Consider the following 23,679-nt stretch of genomic DNA (forward strand, 5'->3'; position numbering starts at 1 on the left):
GTGGCGAAAGCTCCAAAACGCGCATTTGTCTGTAATGAATGTGGTGCGGATTATCCGCGCTGGCAGGGGCAATGCAGCGCCTGCCATGCCTGGAACACCATCACCGAAGTGCGTGGTGTGGCGGCTTCGCCGAGCGTGGCGCGCAATGAACGCCTGAGTGGCTATGCGGGCAATGCAGGCGTGTCGAAGGTACAAAAACTTTCAGACATCAGCCTGGAGGCGCTGCCGCGCTTCTCCACCGGCTTTAAGGAATTTGACCGCGTGCTCGGCGGCGGCGTGGTGCCGGGCAGCGCGATCCTGATCGGCGGTAACCCGGGCGCGGGTAAATCGACTCTGCTGCTGCAAACGCTTTGCAAGCTCGCCGAACAGATGAAAACCCTGTACGTCACGGGCGAAGAATCACTCCAGCAGGTGGCGATGCGCGCGCACCGCCTGGGCCTGCCGACCGGCAACCTGAATATGCTGTCGGAAACCAGCATCGAGCAGATCTGCATGATCGCCGAAGAAGAGCAGCCGAAGCTGATGGTGATCGACTCCATCCAGGTGATGCACATGGCGGACATCCAGTCCTCGCCGGGCAGCGTCGCGCAGGTGCGTGAAACGGCGGCCTACCTGACGCGCTTTGCCAAAACGCGCGGCGTGGCGATTGTGATGGTGGGTCACGTGACCAAAGACGGCTCGCTGGCGGGACCGAAGGTGCTCGAACACTGTATCGACTGCTCGGTGATGCTCGACGGCGACGCGGACTCTCGCTTCCGTACCCTGCGCAGCCATAAAAACCGCTTTGGGGCGGTGAATGAGCTAGGCGTCTTTGCCATGACCGAACAGGGGCTGCGCGAAGTCAGCAACCCGTCGGCCATCTTCCTGAGCCGGGGAGATGAGATCACCTCCGGCAGCTCGGTGATGGTGCTGTGGGAAGGGACGCGCCCGCTGCTCGTCGAAATTCAGGCACTGGTGGATCACTCGATGATGGGCAACCCGCGGCGCGTGGCGGTCGGTCTGGAACAGAACCGCCTGGCAATCCTGCTGGCGGTGCTGCACCGTCACGGCGGGCTGCAGATGGCGGATCAGGACGTCTTCGTGAACGTGGTCGGCGGCGTCAAAGTCACCGAGACCAGCGCAGACCTGGCGCTGCTGCTGGCGATGGTCTCCAGCCTGCGCGACAGACCGCTGCCGCAGGATCTGGTCGTCTTTGGCGAAGTGGGCCTTGCCGGGGAAATCCGTCCGGTGCCGAGCGGGCAGGAGCGTATCTCCGAGGCGGCAAAACACGGTTTCCGTCGCGCGATCGTTCCCGCTGCCAACGTGCCGAAAAAAATCCCGGAAGGGATGCAGGTTTTTGGCGTGAAGAAACTCGCAGATGCGTTAAATGTCTTTGACGACTTATAATTACGTATTCGATTTTGCAGGAGGCACCGTAATTTATGTCATCATTTGACTACATCAAGACCGCTATCCGCCAAAAAGGCTGCACGTTGCAGCAGGTGGCAGACGCCAGCGGTATGACCAAAGGCTACCTGAGCCAACTGCTGAACGCCAAAATCAAAAGCCCCAGCGCGCAGAAGCTGGAAGCGCTGCACCGCTTTCTGGGGCTGGAATTCCCGCGTATGCAAAAGAACATCGGCGTGGTGTTCGGCAAGTTTTACCCGCTGCATACCGGGCATATCTATCTGATCCAGCGCGCCTGTAGCCAGGTGGACGAGCTGCACATCATCATGGGGTACGACGAAACCCGCGATCGTCAGCTGTTTGAAGACAGCGCCATGTCGCAGCAGCCGACCGTGCCGGACCGTCTGCGCTGGCTGCTTCAGACCTTCAAGTACCAGAAAAACATTCGCATTCATGCCTTTAACGAAGAGGGTATGGAGCCGTACCCGCACGGCTGGGACGTGTGGAGCAACGGCATCAAAGCGTTTATGGAAGAGAAGGGCATTGCGCCTAACTGGATCTACACCTCTGAAGAGTCCGACGCGCCGCAGTTCCGCGAGCATCTGGGCATCGAGACGGTGCTGATCGATCCGAAACGCACCTTTATGAACATCAGCGGGGCGCAGATCCGCGAAAACCCGTTCCGCTACTGGGATTACATTCCGACCGAAGTGAAGCCGTTCTTCGTGCGCACGGTAGCTATTCTGGGCGGCGAGTCGAGCGGTAAATCAACGCTGGTCAACAAGCTCGCTAACATCTTCAACACCACCAGCGCGTGGGAGTACGGCCGTGACTATGTCTTCTCGCACCTGGGCGGCGACGAGATGGCGCTGCAGTATTCGGACTACGACAAAATCGCGCTCGGTCACGCTCAGTACATTGATTTCGCGGTGAAATACGCCAACAAGGTGGCGTTCATCGATACCGATTTTGTCACCACCCAGGCGTTCTGCAAAAAATACGAAGGGCGCGAGCACCCGTTCGTGCAGGCGCTGATTGACGAATACCGCTTTGACCTGGTGATCCTGCTGGAAAACAACACCCCGTGGGTGGCCGACGGCATGCGCAGCCTCGGCAGTTCGGTGGACAGGCGGGAATTCCAGTCCATGCTGGTGGAGATGCTCAACGAAAACAACGTTGAGTTTGTGCACGTTGAAGAGTCAGACTACGACTCCCGTTTCCTGCGCTGCGTCGAACTGGTGAAGGAGATGATGGGGGAGCAGGGGTAAGCGTTAACCGCCCTCTCCCTTTGGGAGAGGGCCGGAGTGAGGGAATCAGTCCACTCAGAACTCAACCACCACTTTCCCACGCATATGCCCGTCCAGCACCTTGCGGTGCGCCTCGGTAATGCTTTCCACGCTCAGCCCGTGCAGCGTTTCACTCAGTGAGCTTTCCACCACGCCGTTATCCACCAGCTTCGCCACCTCATTGAGGATCTCACCCTGACGCGCCATATCAGCGGTCTGATACATGCTGCGGGTGTACATAAATTCCCAGTGCAGGGCGGCGGATTTGGACTTCAGCTTGTCCTGGTTCAGCGGATGTTCATTCTCCACGATAGAACAGATATGCCCCTGCGGTGCAATCAGGTCGCTGACCGCATCCCAGTGCCCGTCGGTGTCGTTGAGGATGAAAATGTAATCCACAAAGGTCAGCCCGTGCTTCGCCAGTTCGCCTTTCAGATCGCGGTAGTTCACCACCACATCTGCACCGCGATCGCGGCACCACTGGGCGGAATCTTCACGGGACGCCGTTGCGATAATCTTTACCTTGCTGTTGTGCTTCGCAAACGGGATCGCCAGCGATCCCACCCCGCCCGCACCGCCGACGATCAGCAGGGTTTTGTCCGTACCGGCATCCTGAATATTCAGCCGTTCAAACAGGCCTTCCCACGCGGTGAGCGCGGTCAACGGCAGCGCGGCGGCAGCCGCCCAGCCGAGGCTTGACGGTTTGTGCCCGACAATGCGCGCATCGATCAGCTGATGCGTAGCGTTGCTGCCCGGACGGGTGATGTCGCCTGCGTACCACACTTCATCTCCCGGTTTGAATCCGGTCACGCCAGCCCCAACGTCTTTGACGATCCCGCTGGCATCCCATCCGAGAATACGCGGCTCGTTCAGCCCGTTCTTAGCAATGCCCGCGTGGACTTTGGTATCGACCGGGTTAACGGAGACGGCCTTTACCTCCACCAGCAGATCGTGCTCGCCGGGCAGCGGCATCGGTGGAGTGATTTCAATGAAGGTGGCGGGGTTTTCAGGGTTAACGGCGATGGCTTTAACTGACATGGTGTGCTCCTCAATGGCATGCGTTTTGTTGAGGCTAGTCTATTAAGTGGCCATCTGCGTGATAAGATGGACAATTAAGAACTCAGCGTTCGTACAGGATGAACAATCATGTTTAAACAGCTGCAGGATATGGCACTATTCGCGCTGGTGGCCGAGATGGGCAGCTTTACCGCGGCAGCCCAGAAGGCGGAGCTGCCAAAATCCAGCGTGAGCCAGCGGATTAGCCAGCTGGAGCAGCAGGTGGGCATTCGCCTGCTTAACCGCACCACGCGCAGGCTGAACCTGACGTTTGCGGGCGAGCACTATCTGGTGCACTGTCGCGAGATGCTGGCAGCCAGCGAGCGGGCGGAGTACGCCATCCAGCGCCTGCGCGAAAACCCCAGCGGGCGGCTGCGCATCACCTGCCCGGCGGGGATTGGCGCGACGCTGCTGGCGCATATGAATGCCGAGTTCCAGCTTCGCTATCCCGAGGTTTCGCTGGACGTGTCGATCTCTGATGACGTGGTGGATCTGGTTGAGGCCGGCTTTGACGTGGCGCTGCGTACCGGCAAGCCGCAGGACTCCTCCCTGATTGGCCGCATGATCGGGCACTGCCCGCGCTACATGCTGGCCTCGCCGGACTATCTGGCGCGCCGTGGGCCGCTAACGCATCCCCGTCAGCTGGTGGAGCACCGCAGCATTACGCATCGGGCGTGGTCAGAGTGGCTTCTGCGAAGCGAGAGCGAGGATTACCGCTACCTGCCGGATAACGCGCACATGACCGATAACCTGGTATACGCCCGCGAATGTGCGATTGCCGGTGCGGGGATTACGCTCCTTCCGGCTTTTTTGCTGGAAGATAAGGTCGAGAAAGGGGCGCTGGTGCAGGTACTGCCGGAGTGGAACGTTGAAGGAAACGACCTGTGGCTGGCCTATCCGAGCCGTAAGCTCAACTCACCCGCGCTGATGAGCTATATCGACTTTGCAATGCAGTTTGACGAGGTGAAGCGGTATTACGTGGGTAAATAAAAAAGCCGGGTGGCGGCTTCGCCTTACCCGGCCTACAAACAGCGCAGAACCGTAGGCCGGGTAAGCGTGAGCGCCACCCGGCTTTTGGGCACTTACTTAGAAATACGCTTGTACTTAATACGCTTCGGCTCCAGCGCGTCGGCGCCCAGCGTGCGTTTCTTGTACTCTTCGTATTCGGTGAAGTTACCTTCGAAGAACTCCACTTTACCTTCGTCCTGGTAGTCCAGGATGTGGGTCGCGATACGGTCAAGGAACCAGCGGTCGTGCGAGATAACCATCGCGCAGCCCGGGAACTCCAGCAGGGCGTTTTCCAGCGCGCGCAGGGTTTCGATATCCAGGTCGTTTGTTGGTTCATCGAGCAGCAGAACGTTACCGCCCACCTGCAGCAGCTTCGCCAGGTGCAGACGTCCGCGCTCACCGCCGGACAGCTCGCCCACGCGTTTGCCCTGGTCGGTGCCTTTGAAGTTAAAGCGGCCAACGTAGGCGCGGCTTGGCATCTCGGTGTTGCCGATACGCATGATATCCAGACCGCCGGAGACTTCTTCCCACACGGTTTTGCTGTTATCCATCGCGTCGCGGAACTGGTCAACGGAGGCCAGCTTCACGGTCTCACCCAGGGTGATAGAGCCGCTGTCTGGCTGTTCCTGACCGGACATCATGCGGAACAGGGTCGATTTACCCGCGCCGTTCGGACCGATGATGCCCACGATAGCGCCTTTTGGTACGGAGAAGGTCAGATCGTCGATCAGCACGCGGTCGCCGTAGGACTTACGCAGGTTGGTCACTTCAACCACTTTATCCCCCAGACGCGCTCCAGGTGGAATAAACAGTTCGTTGGTTTCGTTACGTTTCTGGTATTCGGTATTGTTCAGCTCTTCGAAGCGTGCCAGACGGGCTTTGCCCTTAGACTGACGGCCTTTCGCGCCCTGACGCACCCACTCCAGCTCTTTCTCGATAGACTTACGGCGCGCCGCTTCCTGAGACGCTTCCTGAGCCAGACGCTGATCTTTCTGCTCCAGCCAGGAGGAGTAGTTGCCTTCCCACGGAATGCCTTCACCGCGGTCCAGCTCCAGGATCCAGCCGGCGACGTTGTCGAGGAAGTAACGGTCGTGGGTAATCGCCACAACGGTGCCTTCGAAGTCGTGCAGGAAGCGCTCCAGCCACGCCACGGATTCCGCATCCAGGTGGTTAGTCGGTTCGTCGAGCAGCAGCATGTCTGGTTTTTCCAGCAGCAGGCGGCACAGCGCCACGCGGCGGCGTTCACCCCCGGAGAGGTTCGCGATTTTTGCATCCCAGTCCGGCAGACGCAGGGCATCCGCCGCGCGCTCCAGCTGCACGTTCAGGTTGTGACCGTCGTGCGCCTGGATGATCTCTTCATACTTGCCCTGCTGTGCGGCCAGCTTGTCGAAGTCCGCATCCGGTTCGGCATATTTGGCATACACTTCATCCAGACCTTTCAGAGCGTTAACCACTTCGGACACCGCTTCTTCAACGGATTCGCGAACGGTGTGTTCCGGGTTCAGCTGAGGTTCCTGCGGCAGGTAGCCAATCTTGATGCCAGGCTGCGGACGGGCTTCACCTTCGATGTCTGTATCAATGCCGGCCATGATGCGCAGCAGGGTGGACTTACCGGCACCGTTGAGACCCAGAACACCGATTTTTGCGCCCGGGAAGAAGCTCAGCGAGATATTTTTAAGAATATGACGTTTCGGCGGGACAACTTTGCCGACACGATGCATGGTATAAACGAATTGAGCCACGTTGGACTTCGCCTCTTTTATCGTAATGAGAAGGAATTTCAGCCTCGAAGTGTAGCCTTTTTCCCGCCCTAATCCCAGCCAGGAACGTCGGGAGTGTTAAAACGCGCAAGAAAGGTAAAAAAGTGTCCATGACGTGGCGCGTTGCAGGATGCCTGGTTAGCATAAGTTAATGAGACTTTGACGTGGCAAGACGCTGCAATTGACGAAAAAACAATGAGGAAGAGCTTGTGGAAAAAGCCAAACGGGTGGTCTGGCGTCTGCTGGCTGCCAGCGTATGCGTAATGGCGGTAAGCCAGGCGGTGCATGCCGATTCACTGGATGAACAACGTAGCCGGTATGCCCAGATTAAGCAGGCATGGGACAACAAGCAGATGGATACCGTGCAGGCGCTGATGCCGACGCTAAAGGATTATCCGCTGTATCCGTATCTGGAGTATCGTCAAATTACGGACGATCTCATGAACCAGCCCACCGTTACTGTGAATAACTTCATTCAGGCGAACCCGACCCTGCCGCCTGCCCGAAATCTCCAGTCTCGATTTGTGAACGAACTGGCGCGACGCGAAGACTGGCGCGGGCTGCTGGCGTTTAGCCCTGAAAAGCCGAATACCACCGAAGCGCAGTGTAACTACTACTACGCAAAATGGGCGACCGGCCAGCAGGAAGAGGCCTGGGCCGGGGCGAAAGAGCTCTGGCTGACCGGGAAAAACCAGCCGAACGCCTGTGATTCCCTGTTTGGCGCGTGGCGTGCTTCCGGCAAGCAGGATCCGCTGTCCTACCTCGAGCGTATCCGCCTGGCGATGAAAGCCGGTAATACGCGTCTGGTGACTGCGCTGGCGGGGCAGATGCCGTCCGATTACCAGACTATCTCCACGGCAGTTATCTCGCTGGCAAACGATCCCAACAGCGTCCTGACCTTTGCCCGCAGTACGGGCGCGACCGATTTTACCCGCCAGATGGCGGCGGTGGCTTTTGCCAGCGTGGCGCGTGACGATGTGGAAAACGCGCGGCTGATGATCCCGCAGCTGGTGCAGGCGCAGCAGCTTAATGAGGAGCAAACGCAGGAGCTGCGCGATATCGTGGCGTGGCGACTGATGGGCACCGATGTGACCGACGAGCAGGCGCGCTGGCGAGACGATGCGATTATGCGTTCGAACTCCACGTCGCTGGTGGAACGCCGCGTGCGCATGGCGCTGGGCACGGGCGATCGCCGTGGACTGAATACCTGGCTTGCGCGGTTGCCTATGGAAGCCAAAGAGAAGGACGAATGGCGCTACTGGCAGGCCGATCTGCTGCTGGAGCGCGGTCGTGATGACGAGGCCAAAGAAATTCTCCATACGCTGATGCAGCAGCGCGGGTTCTACCCGATGGCGGCCGCGCAGCGCCTGGGCGAGGAGTACACCTTCCGCATTGATAAAGCGCCCGCTAACGCGAATCCGGCGCTGACCCAGGGGCCAGAAATGGCGCGCGTTCGCGAGCTGATGTACTGGAATATGGACAACACCGCGCGCAGCGAGTGGGCGAATCTGGTGACCAGCCGCACCACCGATGAAAAAGCTCAGCTTGCCCGCTATGCGTTTGATAACCACTGGTGGGATCTGAGCGTGCAGGCGACGATCGCCGGTAAGCTGTGGGATCATCTCGAAGAGCGTTTCCCGCTGGCTTACAAGGATCTGTTCGATCGTTACACCAGCGGCAAAGATATCCCGCAAAGTTACGCGATGGCGATTGCCCGTCAGGAAAGCGCCTGGAACCCGAAAGTCCGTTCCCCGGTGGGCGCCAGCGGCCTGATGCAGATTATGCCGGGCACGGCGACGCACACGGTGAAGATGTTTAACATCCCTGGATACAGTAGCCCGTCACAGCTTCTCGATCCGGATACCAACATCAACATCGGTACCAGCTACCTGCAGTATGTGTACCAGCAGTTCGGCAATAACCGCATCTTCTCGTCGGCGGCATACAACGCGGGACCGGGTCGCGTGCGCACCTGGCTCGGCAACAGCGCCGGACGCATCGACGCCGTTGCGTTTGTCGAGAGCATCCCGTTCTCGGAAACGCGCGGCTACGTGAAGAACGTGCTGGCTTATGACGCCTACTATCGCTACTTCATGGGGCAGAAAGATACCCTGATGAGCGATGCCGAGTGGCAGAGACGTTACTGATCGGCGTGGGTTGTGTTATGCTGTACTCGCTAAAGAGTACAAGAGGCAGCATAACATGACCCAGCATTCCCCGTATTCCTCGGCAATGGCCGAACAACGTCATCAGGAGTGGCTTCGTTTTGTGGAGCTGCTTCGCCAGTCTTACGAGCAGGATTTGCATTTACCCCTGATGCAGCTGATGCTCACGCCGGACGAGCGTGAGGCGCTGGGCACGCGCGTGCGCATCATTGAAGAGCTGCTGCGCGGCGAGATGAGCCAGCGCGAGCTGAAAAATGAGCTCGGCGCGGGCATCGCAACGATTACCCGCGGATCGAACAGCCTGAAGTCGGCGCCCGTTGAGCTGCGCCAGTGGCTGGAAGCGGTGCTGTTGAAAAACGCCTAACGATAGATCGCGTTATGGAACGGGCTTAACGCCAGGATCACCGCCTGGTGATAAACGCCTGAACGCGTCAGCGCACCGGCGGTAAAGACGCCAATCGCTCCTTCTTTACGGCCAATCTCATCAATGCCGGTGTACTGCGACATCACCGGCCCAAGCGCTTCACCCGCACGCACTTTTTCCAGAATGATCTCCGGCAGGGGCAGGGTGGCCGAACGCGCCTCGCCGCGCTGCTCGCGGCTTTCGATCACCACCCAGCTAAAGGTTGCGCCTTCGTCGATACCGGCTTCAATCGCCACCCAAAAGTCCGCATCCGGGGCCGCAGCCCTGGCATTTGCCACGCGATTTCGTGCGCCAGCGCGCGTTTCCTCGCTGCCAAACGGCTGTTCAGGAACGCCACTCTCGACGCCGATGGCCTCAATATGGCAGGATCCTGCGCCGAAGATCTCGTCAAATGCCCTTAGAATTGCCTGAATTTTGGCAGGATTAGTGGTAGCAGAGACAACATGGTGCATAATTAAGCTCGATTCAAAAAAAACTCATCGCAGTATAACGGAAAAAAAGCATGTTACAGGTATACCTTGTTCGCCACGGTGAAACGCAGTGGAACGCCGAGCGACGTATTCAAGGCCAGTCAGACAGTCCTCTCACTGAGAAGGGTGTGCAGCAAGCGTGGCAGGTGGCGGAACGCGCCAGAACGCTGGGCATTACCCACGTGATTACCAGCGATTTAGGTCGCACACAGCAGACGGCGCGCATCATCGCGGACGCCTGCGGCTGTGACGTCATGCTTGAGCCGCGCCTGCGCGAGCTGGATATGGGCGTGCTGGAAAAACGCCATATCGATACGCTGACGGAAACGGAAGAGGGCTGGCGTCGCACGCTGGTGAACGGTACCGAAGATGGCCGTATTCCTGAGGGCGAATCCATGCAGGAGCTCAGCGTACGTATGCATGCCGCCCTGGCGGAATGCCTGAAGCTCCCGGCGGGAAGCCGTCCGCTGCTGGTGAGTCATGGGATTGCGTTGGGATGCCTGGTGAGCACCATTCTGGGACTACCGGCTTACGCTGAGCGCCGTTTGCGTCTGCGCAACTGCTCTATTTCCCGAATTGATTATCAGGAAAGCGCGTGGCTGGCGTCAGGTTGGGTGGTGGAGATGGCAGGGGACATTTCGCATCTTGATGCCCCTGCGCTTGACGAACTGCAGCGTTAACGACGTATCGGAATCAAGAATTCCATACGCAGATTGATTGGGCCTTCTTCCGGTTTGGCATCCTGCGCCGGGTAGTAGCGCTCAATGTCCTGACCTTTACGGCGATTCAGATTCAGCATCGGCATGCAGGTTCCGTAAACGGTCAGGATGAACTCCTGAACGCCCGTTCCCAGCCCTTCATAGGCGAACATCACGTATTCACCGCCTTCCAGCACGACAGGTTTTGAACCCTGAATGTAGCCATTGGCCATCTCTGGCGTCAGCGCGGTGGTGTAGAACACCTCCTGCTCGTCGTCCTTTTCCTGGCTTGGGTGCGTTTCGTTGAGACCATACAGAATAGGCGGGATCGCCGGTGCGTGGCTCAGGAAGTCGCGCCAGAACTGGACGCGCATCTGATGACGGAACTCGGAAATCTGCTCCAGCGAACAGGAGTAGCTCTGCGTCGTGCCGATCAGATGGGTTTCCGGCAGGGTAATAATTTCATACTTCGGCATTGCGAACTCGCCCAGACGCAGCGGCGGACGCATGCCAAACGAGCTCCAGTCAGGCGAGCGACGATACAGCGCTGGCGTCAACGAGAACTGTTTTTTAAAGGCGCGGGTGAAGGTCTGCTGCGAATCGAAACGATATTGCAGGGCAATATCCAGAATCGGGCGCGCGGTCAGGCGCAGAGCCACAGCAGATTTCGATAAACGACGTGCGCGAATATAGGCCCCGATAGCATGACCGGTGACATCCTTGAACATCCTTTGCAGATGCCACTTGGAATAGCCTGCTTTAGCCGCCACATTATCCAGTGACAAAGGCTGGTCGAGATGACCTTCCAGCCAGGTGAGCAGGTCGCGAATAATTCCAGCCTGATCCATATACTATCCTCATCCTTAAAACAGCAGGTGCCTGATAACAGGTTAGCGGATAATAGCATTTTTTGATGTTTTAGCATTCAGTGTTTTTTTTGCGCTTTCATGCTTTTTGTAGGGCATTATGGGCAAAAATATTCTAATCCTGTGATCTTGCTACATTTTTGTCTAAAGTGTTGAATAATCGCTCAGTGTAATTTTAAAGAATGGTAACAATATGAAATACAAGACTTTGCTCTTCACCGCGCTGATGTTGATGGCCGGGCGCGTCGCACAGGCGGAACAGATTGGTTCTGTCGACACCGTGTTCAAAATGTTTGGCCCGGACCACAAAATCGTGGTGGAGGCGTTTGACGATCCGGACGTGAAAAACGTCACCTGCTATGTCAGCCGTGCGAAAACGGGCGGTATCAAGGGCGGTCTGGGGCTCGCGGAAGACACTTCCGATGCGGCGATCTCCTGTCAGCAGGTGGGCCCGGTTGAATTGAGCGATAAAATTAAAAACGGCAAAGCGCAGGGCGACGTGGTATTCCAGAAACGAACCTCGCTGGTGTTCAAAAAGCTGCAGGTTGTGCGTTTCTACGATGCCAAACGCAATACGCTGGCTTACCTGGCCTATTCCGACAAAGTGGTGGAAGGTTCACCGAAAAACGCGATCAGCGCGGTGCCGATTATGCCGTGGCGGGAATAAAAAAAACGGCGCAAATGCGCCGTTTTTTATTGCGTTAACTGCGGGATTACTCCTGCAGGTCACCGCAGAAACGGTACCCTTCGCCGTGGATCGTGGCGATGATTTCCGGCGTATCTGGCGTAGATTCGAAGTGCTTACGAATACGACGGATGGTGACGTCTACGGTACGGTCGTGCGGCTTCAGCTCACGGCCGGTCATTTTCTTCAGCAGCTCTGCACGGGACTGGATCTTGCCCGGGTTTTCGCAGAAGTGCAGCATCGCGCGGAATTCACTGCGCGGCAGTTTATACTGCTCGCCGTTCGGGCTAATCAGCGAACGGCTATTGATATCAAGTTCCCAGCCGTTGAATTTGTAGCTATCGACGCTACGACGCTCTTCGCTGACCGTGCCCAGGTTCATGGTGCGGGACAGCAGGTTGCGTGCACGAATGGTTAACTCGCGAGGGTTGAACGGCTTGGTGATGTAATCATCCGCACCGATTTCCAGGCCAAGAATTTTATCAACTTCGTTGTCACGGCCCGTCAGGAACATTAACGCGACGTTCGCCTGCTCGCGCAGTTCGCGCGCCAGAAGAAGACCGTTTTTGCCCGGCAGGTTAATATCCATGATCACCAGGTTGATATCATTTTCAGAAAGGATCTGATGCATCTCTGCGCCATCGGTCGCTTCAAAGACATCGTAGCCTTCTGCTTCGAAAATGCTCTTTAACGTGTTGCGTGTTACCAACTCGTCTTCAACGATAAGAATGTGCGGGGTCTGCATGTTTGCTACCTAAATTGCCAACTAAATCGAAACAGGAAGTACAAAAGTCCCTGACCTGCCTGATGCATGTCGCAAATTAACATGATCGGCTTAACGTGACTAAAGTACGTAATTGCGTTCTTGATGCACTTTCCATCAACGTCAACAACATCATTAGCTTGGTCTTGGGTACTTTCCCTTTGGACCCGACAGTGTCAAAAACGGCTGTCATCCTAACCATTTTAACAGCAACATAACAGGCTAAGTGACACCAGACACCCAATAAAACTACGCTTCGTTGACATATATCAAGTTCAATTGTAGCACGTTAACAGTTTGATGAAATCATCGTAGCCGAATGCTAGCCTTTGTCACAATTTTTCAATAAACCAACTAGTTGCGGACATTGATTTATAAACGAAGCGAATCCAATCAGAATAGAGTATTCATGTTACTATTATCATTATAAAACATAGGGATAATAGTGTTCTGTTAACATTCTAACTGATTGTTCAGACACAGAATAGTTTAGCGTTTTTAATTTGTTATGAAACGCTATTTCGGTGATTTGTGTTGCAATTTTGTAAATTCGCGCTGCGTAATATGTTGAAGTGCATCACATTTTTACCGGCTAACTGATTAAAAAGAGAGCATAAATGCATCTGTCGATTGTACTGGTTGCACCAGCCAGAGCAGAAAATATAGGCGCAGCGGCGCGTGCGATGAAGACCATGGGTTTTACCGATTTACGTATTGTGGACAGCACGGCCCATCTGGAGCCAGCCGCCCGGTGGGTGGCGCACGGTTCGGGAGATATTCTCGATAATATAACCACTTACGCTACGCTTGCCGACGCGCTGCATGACATTTCGTTTACCGTTGCAACCACCGCGCGCAGCCGGGCGAAGTTCCACTATTACGCCACGCCTGCTGAACTGGTACCCATGCTCGAAGAGAAAAGCCAGTGGCTGGAGAAAGCCGCGCTGGTATTTGGACGTGAAGATTCCGGATTAACCAACGAAGAGCTGGAATTGGCGGACGTTCTTACCGGTGCGCCGATGGTGGCCGATTATCCTTCCCTGAATTTGGGCCAGGCGGTCATGGTCTATTGCTATCAATTAGCCTCCCTAATGCAAATCCCTCAACCTCAGCCAGAAGCGGCAAATGAAAATCAGCTGGCCGCGCTGCGAACTCGCGTGCAGGGGCTGTTATCGAGCCTTGGCGTCGCGGACGATCAGAAAATGGCCGACTGGCTGCAGCAGCGTCTTGGTCGTCTTGAGCAGCGGGACACCGCCATGTTGCACCGTTTGCTGCACGATATTGAAAAAAAATTGACCGAGTAAAATTCTGTTATAAGTTTTTATTATGGCGAATAAGTCTGTCTGACCGGGTTGCGTTTGGGGTAATCGGATGAAAATAAATCGGTACGCAGCGGGACGTGAGAGTCTTCCGAAATGTGATCAAATTAAAAATCCATTGACTTAAGGGGCCCGATCCTTTAACCCTAAAAGAATACAGCACAGACAGATAATAATGACAGAGTACACAACATCCATGAAACGCATCAGCATCACCACCATTACCACAACCATCATCATTACCACAGGTAACGATGCGGGCTGACGCGTACAGGAAAAACAGAAAAAAGCCCGCACCTGAACAGTGCGGGCTTTTTTTTCGGCTAAAGGAAACGAGGTAGAACCATGCGAGTGTTGAAGTTCGGCGGTACATCAGTGGCAAATGCAGAACGTTTTCTGCGTGTTGCCGATATCCTGGAAAGCAACGCCAGGCAGGGGCAGGTTGCGACCGTGCTCTCTGCCCCGGCAAAAATCACGAACCATCTGGTGGCGATGATTGAAAAAACCATCGGTGGCCAGGATGCACTTCCGAACATCAGCGACGCAGAGCGTATCTTCGCTGACTTACTGCAAGGCCTGGCAGAAGCGCTGCCTGGCTTCCCGCATGCGCAGCTGAAGTCTTTTGTTGAACAAGAATTCGCGCAAATTAAACATGTCCTGCACGGCATCAGCCTTCTCGGCCAATGCCCGGACAGCATCAATGCAGCGCTGATTTGTCGCGGTGAAAAACTCTCTATCGCCATCATGGCCGGCGTGCTGGAAGCGCGCGGCCATAGCGTGACCGTGATCGATCCCGTTGAAAAACTGCTGGCGGTGGGCCACTACCTCGAATCCACCGTTGATATTGCCGAATCAACCCGCCGTATCGCCGCCAGCAAAATTCCCGCTGACCACATGATCCTGATGGCAGGCTTCACCGCCGGTAACGAGAAGGGCGAGCTGGTGGTGCTGGGCCGTAACGGTTCCGACTACTCCGCCGCCGTGCTGGCCGCCTGTTTACGCGCGGACTGTTGTGAGATCTGGACTGATGTTGACGGCGTCTATACCTGCGATCCGCGCCAGGTACCGGACGCCAGGCTGCTGAAGTCGATGTCGTACCAGGAAGCGATGGAGCTTTCCTACTTCGGCGCCAAAGTACTTCACCCGCGTACCATCTCCCCGATTGCCCAGTTCCAGATCCCTTGCCTGATTAAAAACACCGGTAACCCGCAAGCGCCGGGTACGCTGATTGGCGCGAGTACCGATGAGGACGGACTGCCGGTGAAAGGCATCTCCAACCTGAACAACATGGCGATGTTCAGCGTCTCAGGTCCGGGGATGAAAGGGATGGTCGGCATGGCGGCACGCGTGTTTGCGGCCATGTCCCGCAACGGTATTTCGGTGGTGCTGATCACCCAGTCTTCTTCAGAGTACAGCATCAGCTTCTGCGTGCCGCAGGCTGACTGCCTTCGCGCCCGCCGCGCGCTGGAGGAAGAGTTCTATCTGGAGCTGAAAGAAGAATTGCTGGAGCCGCTCGCGATTCAGGAGCGTCTGGCGATCATCTCCGTGGTGGGCGACGGTATGCGCACCCTGCGCGGTATCTCCGCCAAATTCTTTGCCGCGCTGGCGCGCGCCAATATCAATATCGTGGCGATTGCCCAGGGCTCGTCAGAGCGTTCAATTTCTGTTGTTGTGGATAACGACGATGCCACCACCGGCGTTCGTGTGGTTCACCAGATGCTGTTCAACACCGATCAGGTTATCGAGCTGTTCCTGATTGGCGTGGGCGGCGTCGGCGGCGCGCTGCTGGAGCAGGTGAAGCGTCAGCAGGAATGGCTTAAGAAGAAACACATCGATCTGCGCGTCTGCGGGATCGCGAATTCCAGAGCGCTGCTGACCAACGTCCACGGCCTGAACCTGGAAAACTGGCAGGCCGAGATGAATGAGGCAAAAGAGCCGTTCAACCTGGGGCGCCTGATCCGTCTGGTAAAAGAGTATCATCTGCTTAACCCGGTCATCGTCGACTGTACCTCGAACCAGGCGGTGGCCGACCAGTACGCGGACTTCCTGCGCGAAGGTTTCCACGTGGTGACGCCGAACAAAAAGGCCAACACCTCGTCGATGGATTACTATCACCAGCTGCGCCTGGCGGCGAGCAAGTCGCGCCGCAAGTTCCTCTACGACACCAACGTGGGGGCAGGCCTGCCGGTTATCGAGAACCTGCAGAACCTGCTTAACGCGGGCGATGAGCTGCAGCGTTTCTCCGGCATTCTCTCCGGATCGCTGTCGTTTATCTTCGGCAAGCTGGACGAAGGAATGAGCCTCTCGGAGGCCACCCGCGCCGCGCGCGAGCTGGGCTATACCGAGCCGGATCCGCGTGACGATCTTTCCGGCATGGACGTGGCGCGCAAGCTGCTGATCCTCGCGCGCGAAACGGGCCGTGAGCTTGAGCTTTCCGATATTGTGATTGAACCTGTTCTGCCGGCAGAATTTGACAGCAGCGGCGATGTCGGCGCCTTTATGGCCAGGCTGCCGCAGCTTGACGACGCGTTTGCCGCCCGCGTGGCGAAAGCCCGTGATGAAGGTAAGGTATTGCGCTATGTTGGCAACATTGAAGAAGATGGCGTGTGCCGGGTGAAGATTGCCGAAGTGGATGGCAACGATCCGCTGTACAAAGTCAAAAACGGCGAAAACGCCCTCGCGTTTTACAGCCACTATTATCAGCCACTGCCGCTGGTGCTTCGCGGCTATGGCGCAGGGAACGACGTTACGGCGGCGGGTGTCTTTGCCGATCTGCTGCGTACCCTGTCATGGAAGTTAGGAGTTTAACATGGTCAAAGTTTATGCCCCGGCTTCCAGCGCGAATATGAGCGTCGGATTTGACGTGCTGGGTGCGGCGGTAACGCCGGTGGACGGTTCGCTGCTGGGCGATACGGTGACGGTGGAAGCGGCAGACAGCTTCAGCCTGAATAACGTGGGTCGCTTCGCCAGCAAACTGCCGTCTGAGCCACGCGAGAATATCGTCTATCAGTGCTGGGAGCGTTTCTGTCAGGAGATCGGTAAAAACGTGCCGGTTGCCATGACGCTGGAAAAAAGTATGCCGATTGGCTCCGGGCTGGGTTCCAGCGCCTGCTCGGTGGTCGCCGCGCTGGTGGCGATGAACGAGCACTGCGGCAAGCCGCTGAACAACAACCGCCTGCTTGCCTTAATGGGCGAGCTGGAAGGGCGTATCTCCGGCAGCATTCATTATGACAACGTTGCGCCATGCTTCCTCGGCGGCATGCAGCTGATGATCGAAGAAAATGGCATCATCAGCCAGCAGGTGCCAGGGTTTGATGAGTGGCTGTGGGTGCTGGCCTATCCGGGTATCAAGGTATCAACCGCGGAAGCGCGTGCGATCCTGCCCGCGCAGTATCGCCGTCAGGACTGTATCGCCCACGGGCGTCATCTGGCGGGCTTTATCCACGCCTGCTACACCCGTCAGCCGCAGCTGGCGGCCAAACTGATGAAGGACGTCATTGCCGAGCCGTACCGCACGAAGCTGCTGCCCGGCTTTAACGAGGCGCGACAGGCGTCCATGGATATCGGCGCGCAGGCGTGTGGCATCTCCGGCTCCGGCCCGACGCTGTTCGCCCTGTGCGACAAGCCTGACACTGCGCAGCGCGTGGCGGACTGGCTCTCTAAACACTACCTGCAAAATCAGGAAGGCTTTGTTCATATTTGCCGTCTGGACACGGCTGGCGCACGAGTATTGGGATAATTAATGAAACTCTACAACCTTAAAGATCATAACGAGCAGGTCAGCTTCGCGCAGGCGGTAACGCAGGGACTGGGCAAAAATCAGGGGCTGTTTTTCCCGCATGACCTGCCGGAATTCCAGCTGACCGAGATTGATGACCTGCTGAAGCAGGATTTTGTGACCCGCAGCACCAAAATTCTGTCCGCGTTTATCGGCGATGAAATTCCGCAGGAGCTGCTGGAAGAGCGCGTACGCGCGGCATTCGCCTTCCCGGCGCCGGTTCAGCAGGTTGAGCCTGATGTTGGCTGCCTGGAGCTGTTCCACGGTCCGACGCTGGCGTTCAAAGACTTCGGCGGCCGCTTTATGGCGCAGATGCTGACCCACATCAGTGGCGACAAGCCGGTGACCATCCTGACCGCGACCTCCGGGGATACCGGCGCGGCGGTCGCCCACGCGTTCTACGGCCTGAAAAACGTCCGCGTGGTGATCCTCTATCCGAAAGGTAAAATCAGCCCGCTGCAGGAGAAACTGTTCTGCACCCTCGGCGGCAACATTGAAACCGTGGCAATTGACGGCGATTTCGATGCCTGTCAGGCGCTGGTCAAGCAGGCCTTCGACGACGAAGAGCTGAAGGTGGCGCTGGGTCTGAACTCCGCCAACTCCATCAACATCAGCCGTCTGCTGGCGCAGATTTGCTACTACTTCGAAGCGGTGGCGCAGCTGCCGCAGGACGCGCGCAATCAGCTGGTGATCTCCGTGCCGAGCGGTAACTTCGGCGATCTGACGGCAGGCCTGCTGGCGAAATCCCTGGGTCTGCCGGTGAAACGCTTTATCGCCGCCACCAACGCCAATGACACCGTGCCGCGCTTCCTGAAAGACGGGAAGTGGGCGCCGAACGCCACGCAGGCGACCCTCTCCAATGCGATGGATGTCTCTCAGCCGAACAACTGGCCGCGCGTGGAAGAGCTGTTCCGCCGTAAGATCTGGCGCCTGGGTGACCTGGGCTATGCTGCGGTGACGGATGAGACCACCAAATCCACCATGCGCGAGCTGAAGGCGGTGGGGTATACCTCTGAACCGCACGCGGCAATTGCTTACCGCGCGCTGCGCGACCAGCTTAACCCGGGTGAATACGGCCTGTTCCTGGGAACCGCACATCCGGCGAAGTTCAAAGAGAGCGTGGAGGCGATCCTGGGCGAAACGCTGCCGCTGCCGAAAGAACTGGCCGAGCGTGCCGACCTGCCGCTGCTGTCCCATGAGCTGCCGGCGGACTTTGCGGCGCTGCGTAAGCTGATGATGACCCGTGCGTGATTTTTGTCGGGTGCGGCTACGCCTTACCCGACCTACAACGGCTCAGAACGTAGGCCGGGTAAGGCGAAGTCGCCACCCGGCTTTTTTGTGAAGAAATTAAGGAGAAAAATAGCAGGGAAAAAGCAGAAATTCCCAATAAATGCGGTCACTTAGCGTTTAGGATTGCAGAGAATAACATCCCCCGTTCCCCTCGCGTACTCTCCTTACAACGGCCCACGTTGGGCAACGATAATAAGGAGTCACCGATGTCTACACTGAAACCTGTGCTGATTGCGCTTTCACTGATGCTGGTCGCTCCCATGGCGGTACAGGCATCTGAAATCACCCTTGTGCCTGCGGTCAAACTGCAGATTGGCGACCAGGATAATAACGGTCACTACTGGGACGGCGGCCGCTGGCGCGACCATGACTGGTGGAAGGCGCATTATGACTGGCGCGATAACCGCTGGCGTCCTCACGATGAGCATAGCGAGCGTGACCATCATCATGACGATCATCGTCCAGGTCCGGACTGGAAACACCACTAATGCAAAACCCCGCCAGCCGGCGGGGTTTGTTTTTACTGCTCGTGGCGCTTAAACACCAGTTCGCCTTTCCCTGACGACGCCTCGTCAAAGAAATAGCCTTCGCTGTTGAAGGCGGTTAGCTGCTCCGGCTTCGTCAGGCGGTTCTGAATGATGTAGCGGCTCATCAGACCGCGCGCTTTCTTGGCGTAGAAGCTGATCACTTTGAACTTGCCGTTCTTCTCGTCGAGGAACACCGGCTTGATGATGTCGGCATCCAGCTTTTTCGGCTTCACCGACTTGTAGTATTCATCGGACGCCAGGTTAATTACCACGTTATCGCCCTGAGCGTGCAGGGCCGCATTCAGCTTATCGGTGATGATATCGCCCCAGAAATGGTACAGGTCTTTGCCTTTGGCATTCTCCAGGCGAATCCCCATCTCCAGACGATAAGGCTGCATCAGATCCAGCGGGCGCAGTACGCCGTACAGGCCCGACAGCATGCGCAGATGCTGCTGGGCAAAATCGAAATCGGCTTCGCTAAAATCTTCCGCCTGCAGGCCAGTGTACACATCGCCTTTAAACGCCAGAATCGCCTGGCGAGCGTTAGCCGGGGTGAAATCCGGGTGCCACTCGTGAAAGCGGGTCGCGTTCAAATCGGCCAGCTTGTCGCTGATGCTCATCAGCGAGGCGATTTGCGGTGCTGAGAGCTTACGCGCTTCGCGGATCAGCTGTTGCGAATAGTCCAGCAGTTCAGGCTGGGTATAGCGCTCGGTGGCGAGCGGGCTCTGGTAGTCGAGCGTTTTTGCAGGTGAAATCAGAATCAACATATCCAGTCCTTGCAGGAAATTTAGAGCGACTTTAGCAAAAAAACGCCCTGAATTGATCGATAGCTGTTATTGCCGTGGCAAATCATCCCACGTGCCGGGGGCAAGCTGCGCCTTGATATCGGGATAGCGGGCGGGATCAAAGACCGGCGGAACGCCGAGTTTGCGCTGACGCAGATAGTCTCTGGCAATCAGGGTCACCACGGGCGAGAGCAGCAGGATCGCCGTGAGGTTAGTGATTGCCATCAGCGCCATAATGATATCGGCCAGTTGCCAGACCAGCGGCATACTGAGCAGGGAGCCTGCTACCACCATCAGGATAACCCCAAGACGCAGGGTGCCGATCGCGGCGCGGGAGTCGAGTTTCAGGAAAATAAGGTTATTTTCGGCGTAGAGGTAATTCACCACAATCGAGCTGAAGGCAAACAAGATCAGGATGAGAGAGACAAATCCGGCTCCCCAGCCGCCGGTCAGGGTCACCAGCGCCTGCTGGAGAAGCTGTATCCCGACGGTTCCCGACGCGTGGGGGACGGGGCCTGCCAGCAGCAAAATCATGGCGCTGGCGGAACAGATAATAATGGTATCGGTAAAGACGCCAATCATCTGCACAATACCTTGTGCGGCCGGGTGTGGCGGCCAGGAAGAGGCGGCGGCTGCCGCATTGGGGGTTGACCCCATACCGGCTTCATTGGAGAACATGCCCCGCTGAAAACCCGCCATCAGCGCCTGGCTGAAGGTGTAGCCCAGCGCGCCGGAAGCCACTTCGCGCCAGCCAAAGGCGCTTTTGACGATGGTGGCAAGCACGCCCGGCACCTGGTCGAGATGCAGTGCGGCGACGAACAGGCTCGCGGCAACCCAGAGCAGCGCCATAATGGGCACCAGCCACTGCATCAGGCGAGCGATACCCTTGAGACCGAATGAAATGGTAAGCAGAACGATCGAAGCTAAAGCGAGACCCGCGAGCCACTCGGGGCAGGAGAAGGCATAGCGCATGGCATGGGCGACCGAGTTCGCCTGGACGGTATTAAAAATAAGACCGTACGCGAGCAGTAAAAAAAGCGAGAACAGGACGCCCATCCAGCGCATCCCCAGGCCACGCGCCATGTACCAGGCTGGACCACCGCGAAACTGGCCGCGCTTATCTTTCTCTTTATAGAGTTGCGCAAGCGAACTTTCGGCAAAGGAGGTGGCCATACCGAGAAGTGCCGTCATCCACATCCAGAAGACCGCGCCTGGCCCACCGGCGCTGATGGCCAGTGCTACCCCCGCCAGATTCCCGCTGCCCAGGCGTGCCGCAAGGCTGGTACAGAGCGCCTGAAACGACGTTAATCCGCCCGGCTGGGGCGTGACGCTGTTTTTCAGACTTCTGCCAAACTTGCGAATATAGCGAAACTGGATAAACCCACTGCGTAGCGTAAACCAAATACCTGCTCCCAGAAGCAGGTAAATCATTATCGAACCCCAGAGGACTTCGTTAATAAAGAAAAAGAAATCAGGCATTAACGTCCCTCTTGTTGATGCCAACGTGAATATGTAAGCGCTACCACTGATTGGGCATGCTGTTGCTTAGCAGCCTGTTAATATTCTGAGTTTATCATACTCTGCCTAAGCGCACTGTCTGCGGTTGCGCTACCCCTCCGTCGTGTTATCATCAGGGCAGACCGGTTACATCCCCCTAACAAGTAAACCTGTCATTTTTCCGCTGCAGGCATGCTGTCGGTAGCGTGAATTATCCAGGGCACGTTAAAAGAGAAACACTATCATGACGGATAAATTGACCTCCCTTCGTCAGTTCACCACTGTCGTAGCTGACACCGGAGATATCGCGGCAATGAAGCTGTACCAGCCGCAGGATGCCACAACTAACCCTTCTCTGATCCTTAACGCCGCACAGATCCCTGAGTATCGCAAACTGATTGACGAGGCTGTGACCTGGGCGAAAGCGCAGAGCAACGACCGCGCGCAGCAGGTTGTGGACGCTACTGATAAACTGGCCGTGAACATCGGTCTGGAGATCCTGAAACTGGTTCCGGGCCGTATCTCTACCGAAGTGGACGCGCGTCTCTCCTACGACACCGAAGCGTCTATCGCGAAAGCAAAACGTCTGATCAAACTGTACAACGATGCGGGCATCAGCAACGATCGTATCCTGATCAAACTGGCTTCTACCTGGCAGGGTATCCGCGCGGCAGAGCAGCTGGAAAAAGAGGGTATCAACTGTAACCTGACCCTGCTGTTCTCCTTCGCACAGGCGCGTGCATGTGCAGAAGCTGGCGTATACCTGATTTCTCCGTTCGTGGGCCGTATTCTGGACTGGTACAAAGCCAACACCGATAAGAAAGAGTACGCACCGGCTGAAGATCCAGGCGTGATTTCTGTGACTGAAATCTACGAATACTACAAACAGCACGGCTATGAGACCGTGGTTATGGGCGCAAGCTTCCGTAACGTCGGTGAAATCATCGAGCTGGCTGGCTGTGACCGCCTGACCATCGCGCCAGCGCTGCTGAAAGAGCTGGCTGAAAGCGAAGGTACTCTGGAGCGTAAACTGTCCTACACCGGTGAAGTGAAAGCACGCCCAGAGCGCATCACTGAATCCGAGTTCCTGTGGCAGCACAACCAGGATCCAATGGCGGTAGACAAGCTGGCGGACGGTATCCGTAAGTTTGCTGTTGACCAGGAAAAACTGGAAAAAATGATCGGCGACCTGCTGTAATCATTCCGCGTGACCGGGCTCCCGGTCACGCGACTGCTTTCGTACCCTGTCTGAATTTCCTCTCTGCGTGTATCATTCCCTTTAATCAGTACTCTTTGAATGGAATGGATATGAATACCTTACGCATCGGCTTAGTGTCGATTTCTGACCGCGCCTCCAGCGGTGTTTACCAGGATAAAGGCATCCCCGCTCTGGAAGCGTGGCTGGCCAGTGCACTGACTACCCCGTTTGAGATCCAGACTCGCCTTATTCCCGACGAACAGCCGATTATCGAGCAGACCCTGTGTGAGCTGGTGGATGAGATGAGCTGTCACCTGGTGTTAACCACCGGCGGAACCGGGCCCGCGCGCCGTGATGTGACGCCGGACGCGACGCTGGCGATTGCCGATCGTGAAATGCCAGGCTTCGGCGAACAGATGCGCCAGATCAGTCTACACTTTGTCCCGACGGCCATTCTTTCCCGCCAGGTAGGGGTGATCCGCAAGCAGGCGTTGATTCTGAACCTCCCGGGGCAGCCGAAGTCGATCAAAGAGACGCTGGAAGGGCTAAAAGCGGAAGACGGCAGCGTCATCGTTCACGGCATCTTTGCAAGTGTACCGTATTGTATACAGCTGCTTGACGGCCCGTATGTCGAAACCGATGAGAAAGTGGTAGCAGCTTTTCGTCCTAAAAACGCGCGTCGCGAAACAATCTCCTGAAATTAATCAATATGTGACAT

23 protein-coding genes and 1 other annotated feature are annotated in these 23,679 nt (G+C 56.7%); of the genes, 16 read left to right on the plus strand and 7 right to left on the minus strand.

What is annotated here, in order from left to right:
- Both radA and nadR read left to right on the plus strand, forming a co-directional pair.
- A complete protein-coding gene (radA, locus tag FHC52_RS01985; RefSeq protein ID WP_003856523.1) occupies nt 1-1,386 on the plus strand; it encodes a DNA repair protein RadA in 1,386 nt (461 codons plus the stop codon).
- Between the two features lie 35 nt (nt 1,387-1,421).
- Nucleotides 1,422-2,654, plus strand: coding sequence for a multifunctional transcriptional regulator/nicotinamide-nucleotide adenylyltransferase/ribosylnicotinamide kinase NadR (gene nadR / locus FHC52_RS01990; protein WP_006810194.1), 1,233 nt, complete (start codon nt 1,422-1,424; stop codon nt 2,652-2,654).
- A gap of 54 nt (nt 2,655-2,708) precedes the next feature.
- Here the strand turns inward: nadR and FHC52_RS01995 are convergent, their stop codons facing one another.
- Nucleotides 2,709-3,710, minus strand: coding sequence for a zinc-binding alcohol dehydrogenase family protein (locus tag FHC52_RS01995; protein ID WP_220419882.1), 1,002 nt, complete (start codon nt 3,708-3,710; stop codon nt 2,709-2,711).
- 108 nt (nt 3,711-3,818) lie between these two features.
- Between FHC52_RS01995 and FHC52_RS02000 the strand changes: the two genes are divergently transcribed.
- Nucleotides 3,819-4,718 carry a LysR family transcriptional regulator gene (locus tag FHC52_RS02000; RefSeq protein ID WP_021240577.1) on the plus strand — a complete coding sequence of 300 codons (900 nt, stop codon included), beginning with the start codon at nt 3,819-3,821 and terminating at the stop codon, nt 4,716-4,718.
- Between the two features lie 92 nt (nt 4,719-4,810).
- Here FHC52_RS02000 and ettA read toward each other — a convergent pair whose 3' ends face one another.
- Nucleotides 4,811-6,478, minus strand: coding sequence for an energy-dependent translational throttle protein EttA (gene ettA, locus FHC52_RS02005; protein ID WP_032654944.1), 1,668 nt, complete (start codon nt 6,476-6,478; stop codon nt 4,811-4,813).
- 227 nt (nt 6,479-6,705) lie between these two features.
- Here ettA and sltY point away from each other — a divergent pair, with 227 nt between their 5' ends.
- Nucleotides 6,706-8,643: a murein transglycosylase gene (gene sltY, locus FHC52_RS02010; RefSeq protein ID WP_008502060.1), complete on the plus strand. Its 1,938-nt coding sequence runs from the start codon at nt 6,706-6,708 to the stop codon at nt 8,641-8,643.
- A 55-nt stretch (nt 8,644-8,698) separates the two neighbouring features.
- Entirely contained in the window at nt 8,699-9,025 is a 327-nt protein-coding gene (gene trpR, locus FHC52_RS02015) for a trp operon repressor (protein WP_021240574.1), read from the plus strand.
- Here trpR and yjjX read toward each other — a convergent pair.
- On the minus strand, nt 9,022-9,537 hold the full coding sequence (gene yjjX / locus FHC52_RS02020) for an inosine/xanthosine triphosphatase (RefSeq protein WP_008502058.1): 516 nt from the start codon (nt 9,535-9,537) through the stop codon (nt 9,022-9,024). The two genes, trpR and yjjX, sit on opposite strands and share 4 nt — an antisense overlap.
- Before the next feature lie 50 nt (nt 9,538-9,587).
- Here yjjX and gpmB point away from each other — a divergent pair, with 50 nt between their 5' ends.
- The gene (gene gpmB / locus FHC52_RS02025) at nt 9,588-10,235 is read left to right on the plus strand and encodes a 2,3-diphosphoglycerate-dependent phosphoglycerate mutase GpmB (RefSeq protein WP_008502057.1); all 648 of its coding nucleotides are present in this window, start codon (nt 9,588-9,590) and stop codon (nt 10,233-10,235) included.
- On the opposite strand, the gene robA is transcribed toward gpmB, so the two are convergent.
- Nucleotides 10,232-11,101, minus strand: coding sequence for an MDR efflux pump AcrAB transcriptional activator RobA (robA, locus tag FHC52_RS02030; RefSeq protein WP_008502056.1), 870 nt, complete (start codon nt 11,099-11,101; stop codon nt 10,232-10,234). The two genes, gpmB and robA, sit on opposite strands and share 4 nt — an antisense overlap.
- A gap of 211 nt (nt 11,102-11,312) precedes the next feature.
- On the opposite strand from robA, the gene creA reads away from it, so the two are divergent.
- Entirely contained in the window at nt 11,313-11,786 is a 474-nt protein-coding gene (gene creA, locus FHC52_RS02035; protein WP_023293322.1) for a protein CreA, read from the plus strand.
- Nucleotides 11,787-11,832: 46 nt separating this feature from the next.
- Here the strand turns inward: creA and arcA are convergent, their stop codons facing one another.
- Nucleotides 11,833-12,549 carry a two-component system response regulator ArcA gene (arcA, locus tag FHC52_RS02040; RefSeq protein WP_003856501.1) on the minus strand — a complete coding sequence of 239 codons (717 nt, stop codon included), beginning with the start codon at nt 12,547-12,549 and terminating at the stop codon, nt 11,833-11,835.
- Between the two features lie 95 nt (nt 12,550-12,644).
- Here arcA and yjjY point away from each other — a divergent pair, with 95 nt between their 5' ends.
- From yjjY to FHC52_RS02075, 7 genes are all read left to right on the plus strand, one after another.
- Entirely contained in the window at nt 12,645-12,785 is a 141-nt protein-coding gene (gene yjjY / locus FHC52_RS02045; RefSeq protein WP_085928893.1) for a protein YjjY, read from the plus strand.
- Between the two features lie 399 nt (nt 12,786-13,184).
- Nucleotides 13,185-13,871 (plus strand): tRNA/rRNA methyltransferase, encoded by a 687-nt coding sequence (locus tag FHC52_RS02050; protein ID WP_045335631.1) that lies wholly within the window; start codon nt 13,185-13,187, stop codon nt 13,869-13,871.
- Between the two features lie 211 nt (nt 13,872-14,082).
- On the plus strand, nt 14,083-14,151 hold the full coding sequence (gene thrL, locus FHC52_RS02055; RefSeq protein WP_015572623.1) for a thr operon leader peptide: 69 nt from the start codon (nt 14,083-14,085) through the stop codon (nt 14,149-14,151).
- Nucleotides 14,090-14,207: a sequence feature (Thr leader region), on the plus strand. Its footprint overlaps the gene before it by 62 nt.
- A gap of 24 nt (nt 14,208-14,231) precedes the next feature.
- Nucleotides 14,232-16,694 carry a bifunctional aspartate kinase/homoserine dehydrogenase I gene (gene thrA, locus FHC52_RS02060; RefSeq protein WP_044597172.1) on the plus strand — a complete coding sequence of 821 codons (2,463 nt, stop codon included), beginning with the start codon at nt 14,232-14,234 and terminating at the stop codon, nt 16,692-16,694.
- A 1-nt stretch (nt 16,695) separates the two neighbouring features.
- A complete protein-coding gene (gene thrB, locus FHC52_RS02065; RefSeq protein ID WP_021240567.1) occupies nt 16,696-17,625 on the plus strand; it encodes a homoserine kinase in 930 nt (309 codons plus the stop codon).
- A gap of 3 nt (nt 17,626-17,628) precedes the next feature.
- The gene (gene thrC / locus FHC52_RS02070; RefSeq protein ID WP_023345407.1) at nt 17,629-18,915 is read left to right on the plus strand and encodes a threonine synthase; all 1,287 of its coding nucleotides are present in this window, start codon (nt 17,629-17,631) and stop codon (nt 18,913-18,915) included.
- A 245-nt stretch (nt 18,916-19,160) separates the two neighbouring features.
- A complete protein-coding gene (locus tag FHC52_RS02075; protein ID WP_126287601.1) occupies nt 19,161-19,442 on the plus strand; it encodes a DUF2502 domain-containing protein in 282 nt (93 codons plus the stop codon).
- A gap of 32 nt (nt 19,443-19,474) precedes the next feature.
- On the opposite strand, the gene yaaA is transcribed toward FHC52_RS02075, so the two are convergent.
- Together yaaA and FHC52_RS02085 are read right to left on the minus strand one after the other, a co-directional pair.
- Nucleotides 19,475-20,248 carry a peroxide stress protein YaaA gene (yaaA, locus tag FHC52_RS02080; protein ID WP_048225595.1) on the minus strand — a complete coding sequence of 258 codons (774 nt, stop codon included), beginning with the start codon at nt 20,246-20,248 and terminating at the stop codon, nt 19,475-19,477.
- Nucleotides 20,249-20,314: 66 nt separating this feature from the next.
- Complete coding sequence (locus FHC52_RS02085) at nt 20,315-21,745, minus strand: sodium:alanine symporter family protein (RefSeq protein ID WP_021240561.1); 1,431 nt, start codon at nt 21,743-21,745, stop codon at nt 20,315-20,317.
- A gap of 262 nt (nt 21,746-22,007) precedes the next feature.
- Here FHC52_RS02085 and tal point away from each other — a divergent pair, with 262 nt between their 5' ends.
- Both tal and mog read left to right on the plus strand, forming a co-directional pair.
- Nucleotides 22,008-22,961, plus strand: a complete 954-nt coding sequence (tal, locus tag FHC52_RS02090) for a transaldolase (protein ID WP_008502045.1) — start codon at nt 22,008-22,010, stop codon at nt 22,959-22,961.
- 110 nt (nt 22,962-23,071) lie between these two features.
- Nucleotides 23,072-23,659 carry a molybdopterin adenylyltransferase gene (gene mog / locus FHC52_RS02095; RefSeq protein WP_008502044.1) on the plus strand — a complete coding sequence of 196 codons (588 nt, stop codon included), beginning with the start codon at nt 23,072-23,074 and terminating at the stop codon, nt 23,657-23,659.
- The last annotated feature ends 20 nt before the right edge of the window (nt 23,660-23,679 follow it).

It is taken from the genome of Enterobacter sp. EC_64, from assembly GCF_019584165.1.
Taxonomy (GTDB): Bacteria; Pseudomonadota; Gammaproteobacteria; order Enterobacterales; family Enterobacteriaceae; genus Enterobacter; species Enterobacter roggenkampii.